At 62.5% G+C, this 5,243-nt stretch carries 6 protein-coding genes and 1 pseudogene; 5 read left to right on the forward strand and 2 right to left on the reverse strand.

All coding sequences use genetic code 11. The features are described 5' to 3' along the window. The 3 genes from EN893_RS17700 to folK form a co-directional block, all read left to right on the forward strand. Window positions 1-297 (forward strand): dihydropteroate synthase (locus EN893_RS17700; RefSeq protein ID WP_164900937.1); only part of this gene is annotated, 297 nt, incomplete at its 5' end. A gap of 3 nt (window positions 298-300) precedes the next feature. Beyond that, a complete protein-coding gene (gene folB / locus EN893_RS17705) occupies window positions 301-660 on the forward strand; it encodes a dihydroneopterin aldolase (RefSeq protein ID WP_023813034.1) in 360 nt (119 codons plus the stop codon). Continuing rightward, window positions 644-1,156, forward strand: coding sequence for a 2-amino-4-hydroxy-6-hydroxymethyldihydropteridine diphosphokinase (gene folK, locus EN893_RS17710; RefSeq protein ID WP_127272685.1), 513 nt, complete (start codon window positions 644-646; stop codon window positions 1,154-1,156). Before folB ends, folK begins: the two co-directional genes overlap by 17 nt. Before the next feature lie 154 nt (window positions 1,157-1,310). On the opposite strand, the gene EN893_RS17715 is transcribed toward folK, so the two are convergent. Further along, on the reverse strand, window positions 1,311-1,856 hold the full coding sequence (locus EN893_RS17715; RefSeq protein ID WP_127272684.1) for a DUF924 family protein: 546 nt from the start codon (window positions 1,854-1,856) through the stop codon (window positions 1,311-1,313). Between the two features lie 14 nt (window positions 1,857-1,870). Next, on the reverse strand, window positions 1,871-3,706 hold the full coding sequence (locus tag EN893_RS17720; protein ID WP_127272683.1) for a monovalent cation:proton antiporter-2 (CPA2) family protein: 1,836 nt from the start codon (window positions 3,704-3,706) through the stop codon (window positions 1,871-1,873). A 161-nt stretch (window positions 3,707-3,867) separates the two neighbouring features. Here EN893_RS17720 and EN893_RS17725 point away from each other — a divergent pair, with 161 nt between their 5' ends. Further along, entirely contained in the window at window positions 3,868-4,857 is a 990-nt protein-coding gene (locus EN893_RS17725) for an AraC family transcriptional regulator (protein ID WP_023813030.1), read from the forward strand. A 60-nt stretch (window positions 4,858-4,917) separates the two neighbouring features. Further along, window positions 4,918-5,243: pseudogene (locus EN893_RS17730) on the forward strand (MFS transporter); the annotation flags it as partial.

Genomic DNA, 5,243 nt, shown 5'->3' on the forward strand with positions numbered 1-5,243 from the left:
CCCGGTTTCGGATTCGCCAAGGAGACGGCGGAGGAAAATCTCGACCTGATGGCACGCTTTTCGGAATTGCATGCCCTCGGCCTGCCGCTGATGGCCGGTACGTCGCGAAAACGCTTCATCGGCACGGTCACCGGCCGTGATGCCGCCGACAGAGGGGTCGGAACAGCGGCGACCAGCGTTATATTGAGGCTCCAGGGCGCCGATCTGTTTCGCGTCCACGATGTCGCATTCAACGTGGACGCTTTGGCGCTCGCGGATGCTATGCTGGCGCGTCGGACGGACCAGGCGAGAAACTGAGCGATGTATGTCATCCGCATGAAGAACTGCGCTTTCTTTGCCCGGCACGGCGTGCTGGACGAGGAGGAAAGGCTCGGCCAGCGCTTCTATGTCGATGCTGTTCTCACCGTCGATCCAGGCCGCGCGCTTGCCGAGGATTCGATCGAGGATACAGTCCACTACGGCATTGCATTCACCGTCATTGAGAAGATCATCACCGGGCAGCGCCGTTTTCTCATCGAGTCGCTGGCGCTCGAAGTGGCCCGTGCGCTGACGGCGCGTTTTCCGCAGATTAAGAAAGCCGAGATCACGGTGCGCAAGCCGAACGCACCGGTGCCTGGCGTGCTCGATTATGTCGAGGTGACCGTTGTCTGGCCCGAATAGTACCGTTTATCTCAGCCTTGGCGGCAATCTTGGCGATCCGGCGAAATCCATGGGCGCGGCGCTGCGCATGCTGGATGCCGACGCGGATACGCGTGTCACCGGCGTCTCCTCGCTTTATCGCACGCCGCCCTGGGGCAAGCTCGATCAGCCCGATTTTCTCAATGCGGCCGCCGAGATTTCCACCGTGCTTGCACCGCGTGCCTTGCTCGACCTCTGCCTCGATGCGGAGCGCAAGCTGAAGCGGGTGCGGGAGGAGCGCTGGGGGCCGCGGCTGATCGATATCGACATTCTGGTGTTCGGGGACCGCGTCATCCACGAGACCGGACTGGAGGTGCCGCATCCGCGCATGCTGGAGCGCGCCTTCGTGCTGGCGCCGCTGGCCGAGATCGCGCCCGGCCTGGTTGTCAGCGGTCGCAGCATCACCGACCGCCTGGTCGCCGTCGATACTTCAGGCATCGAGCGATTGTCCTCCGGCCGGGATTGGTGGTTGGCCTAGGTGCGTTGATATTCAGGTGATGCCGGCCTGCAAACGGCGAGTTCCTGCGCTTCCGGTGCTCACGTACCCAAATGTACGCTCCGCTCCGGTTCTCGGAACCCACCGTTTTCGACTCGGCCTGACCTGAATCTCAACACACCTTGGAGCGGGGTCTTTAACCGGAGAAGCCGCCGCCATCCAGGAACGTCTGCTCCTGCGGGGTGGTTTCGCGGCCAAGCATCTTGTTTCGGTGCGGAAAACGGCCGAAATTCTGAATGATATCGCGGTGTTCGACAGCGTACTTCAGGTATGGCTCGGCCCAGGCCTGCGTCAGTTCGACCGAAATGTCCTGGTCGGCCAGCAGTTCCGAATGCTCGTAAGGCAGGTAGAGGAAAACGCGGAGTTCTTCCTCGAGTGCCAGGTCATGACCAGCCGCGATCGCCCTCTCCGCGAAATATCTGGCGAGCGGATCGGTCGCGTACATATGGCCGGTGCCGCGAAAACAGTTCCGCGGAAACTGGTCGAGCAGGATCATCAGCGCCAGCGCGCCTTCGGCATGTTCCAGCCAGTCGTCGCATTCACGCCGCGCGGCGGCGTAGTGCAGGCCGAGAAAGCGGTCGCGGAACTCGGCATCGAATGCTTCGTTCTTCTCGAACCAGGCATCCTCGCCGGCATCGCGCCAGAATTTGGTGACCGACAGGGCCCTGCTGTCCAATTCCATGCCTAATTCCTTGCTCAATCGGCGGGTTCGGACTTGTGCAGCACACCCGCGGTTTCTTCATTGAGTGCCTGACCAGGCCGGCGCGGCGTGGAGAGCGGTGTCGGAATCGGCGTACCGATATTGCCTCTCAGGAAGCGCTGTCCGGCGCGAATGCCTTCGGCAAGCTGGGTTTCGAAGCGGTCGGTGTCGCGGCGCCTGACGTCTTCGATCGTTTCAGCCACGTCTTCGGGATCGACGCCCAGCGATTCCAGGGCCGAGCCGCCGAAAACAAGTGCGGATTCGAAGGTTTCACGCAGCTGGTAGTCGACGCCGGCGCGAATGAGCTGCAGCGCGGTACCACGATCGAAAGCGCGGGCCAGCACGGTGAGCAAAGGAAACTCAGCCTTGATCAACTGGGCGATGCGAACAGCCACATCGGCCTTGTCGACGCAGATCAGCACGGCGCGCGCACGGCCGGCGCCGGCGGCATGCAGGATGTCCAGTCGCGTGCCGTCGCCATAATAGACCTTGAAGCCGAAATCGGCCGCCGCCTGGATCATCTCGACGTCATTGTCGATGATCGAGACGTCGATGCCGCGCAGCAGCAGCGGCTGGCTCGCGATCTGGCCGAAGCGGCCGAAACCAATGACCAGCACGCTGCCGGTCAGGCCATCGGCGACATCGACCCCGTCGAGCGACTGCTCGTCACGCGGCGTCAGATAGCGCAAGGCGATGATGGCCAGCGGCGTCAGCACCATGGAGATGATGACGATCGCCGTCAGCGTCGCGTTGGCCTGGCCATCGATGATGCCGACCGCCGCGGCCGCCGAGTAAAGGACAAAGGCGAATTCGCCGCCTTGTGCCATGAAGACCGCGCGCTCCAGGGCTTCGCGGTGACCTGATTTCAGGATGCGGGCGACGATGTAGATACCGAATGCCTTCATCACCATGTAGGCGACGACATAGATGGCGATCAGCCGCCAGTTCGCCGCGACCACATGCAGGTCGAGCGACATGCCTACCGCGAGAAAGAACAGGCCAAGCAGGATGCCGCGGAAGGGTTCGATGTCGGCTTCGAGTTGGTGGCGGAAGGTCGATTCAGACAAAAGCACGCCGGCCAGGAAGGCACCCATCGCCATCGACAGGCCGCTGAGCTGCATGGCGAGGGCGGAGCCAAGGACGACCAGAAGTGCCGCCGCCGTCATCACCTCGCGGGCACGGGCATCCGCCAGGATGCGGAAGAACGGGTTGAGCAGATAACGGCCGGCCACCACCAGGCCGATGATCGCGGCAAGGCCGATGCCGATTTCGGTCAGCCGCTCCATCAGGCTGGTGTCGGTACCGCCGGGCGCCAGGAACGCGATCAGGGCCAGCAGCGGCACGATGGCAAGATCCTCGAGCAGCAGGACCGATACGATGCGCTGGCCTTTCGGTGCGGCGATTTCACCGCGTTCCTCCAGGAGTTGCATGACGATCGCCGTCGAGGTCAGCACGAAGCCGGCGCCGGCGACGAAGGATTGCGCGATCGGAAACCCTCCAGCCATGCCGACACCGGTCAGCAGAAGCGCGCAGACGCCGACCTGCAGCGCGCCGAGGCCGAAGATCTCACGGCGCAGGCCCCACAGCCGCGACGGCTGCATTTCCAGCCCGATGATGAACAGGAACATCACCACACCGAGCTCGGCGACATGAAGAATGGCTTCCGATTCGGAAAAGACGCCGAAGCCGAACGGACCGATCACCACGCCGGCGGCCAGATAGCCGAGGATCGAGCCAAGGCCCATGCGCTTGAAGATCGGAACGGCAACGACGCCGGCAGCAAGCAGTGCCACCACCTGAACCAGATCACTGCCCGATGCTTCCGCCGCCATGCCTCTTGTCCCTGTGTCTAGCAGAAACTCCTTGCATGCAGTTGGAGTGGGAGGCAAGGCGAGAAATCTGCCGGGAAGGGTAGGGCGCCGCTGCAACGATTCACCTGGTGGAACAACGGTCCCCGCTTGCCTGCCGGACGTTCGGCATCTATATCAGGTATATGCCTGACTATTCGTCCCGTCCGTCTTCGACGCCACATATCCCGATGGATGCGCTCAGCGAAGTTCTGCAAGACTTTCGCTTGAGTGGTGTCAACTATGGCCGCTGCGAGCTCCGGCACCCATGGAGCATAGACTTTCCGCAACAACAGCTGCTTCGGTTTCACTTTGTCGGCCAGGGCCCGTGCTGGATTCATACTGAATCGCAAGGCTGGCAGGAGTTGCGCGATGGCGATCTGGTGCTGCTGCCGCAAGGCATCGCCCATCGGCTGGCGAGCGCGCCGGACGTTGCAGGGGACTCGCTCGAAGGTTGCCAGGTGATCAAGTTGGGGGGCAACGTCTGCGAAGTGGTACGGCAAGGAACGGGCGCCACGAGCACCCTTTTCTGCGGCTCCATGGCCTTGGACTCCTATGCGCTCAACCCATTGATAACGTTGATGCCGCCCGTCATCAAGGGTTGCGACGTGGCCGGCAATGACCCGGTCGTCGGTCCTTTGCTGGCGGCCATGACGGTGGAGGCCTCGCAACCGCAGATGGGCAGCGCCACGATTCTGTCGCGTATGGCCGACTTGCTGACGGCCCGGCTCATACGCTGCTGGGTCAATTGCAACGGAGCCTCGACCACCGGTTGGCTCGCAGCCATCCGCGACCCCCATATAGGCCGCGCTTTGGCGGCCATGCACCGCGACCCCGGCCACAACTGGACGCTGGGAAGCCTGGCCGGCGTGGCAGGCCAATCGCGTTCGATTTTCGCCGAGCGTTTCAGTGCGGTATTGGGGGAGGGTGCCGCACACTATCTCGCCCGCCTGCGTATGCAGCTTGCCCGCGAATTGCTGGGCCAAAACGGCTTGTCGGTTGCCGAAGTCGCTACCCGTTTGGGCTATGATTCCGAGGCATCCTTCGCGCGCGCGTTCAAGCGCATCACCAATGTCTCGCCGGGCGTTGTGCGCCGCACAATTCCCGGACGAATGGATATGAATTTCGGATTCTAAGATACATATCATCCGAGCGGACTCGCCTATTTAAGACCTCCAAACTTTGGAGATCTTTCCGTGACTGACACAACATTACAGATTGAAGACGCCGCGATTGGCCTTGATGCCGATGCACCAGCCGCGTGGAGTTCAGCCACCTGGTTCGCGGTCATTTCATTGGCGGCCACCAGCTTTGCCCTGGTGTCGGCCGAATTCCTGCCCGCAGGTCTGCTGACGCCAATGGCACGCGATCTCGGCATCAGCGAGGGGACGGCCGGCCAGGTCGTCACCGCCACCGCTTCCGTCGGCGCCGTGACGGCCATGTTGAGCAATGTTCTCATCGGCCGCTTGAACCGCAAGGCGGTGCTGGTTGGTCTCAGCGCTCTTGCGGTCGGTTCCAATAT

The sequence above is a fragment of the Mesorhizobium sp. M7A.F.Ca.CA.004.04.2.1 genome (assembly GCF_004022825.1).
GTDB lineage: Bacteria > Pseudomonadota > Alphaproteobacteria > Rhizobiales > Rhizobiaceae > Mesorhizobium.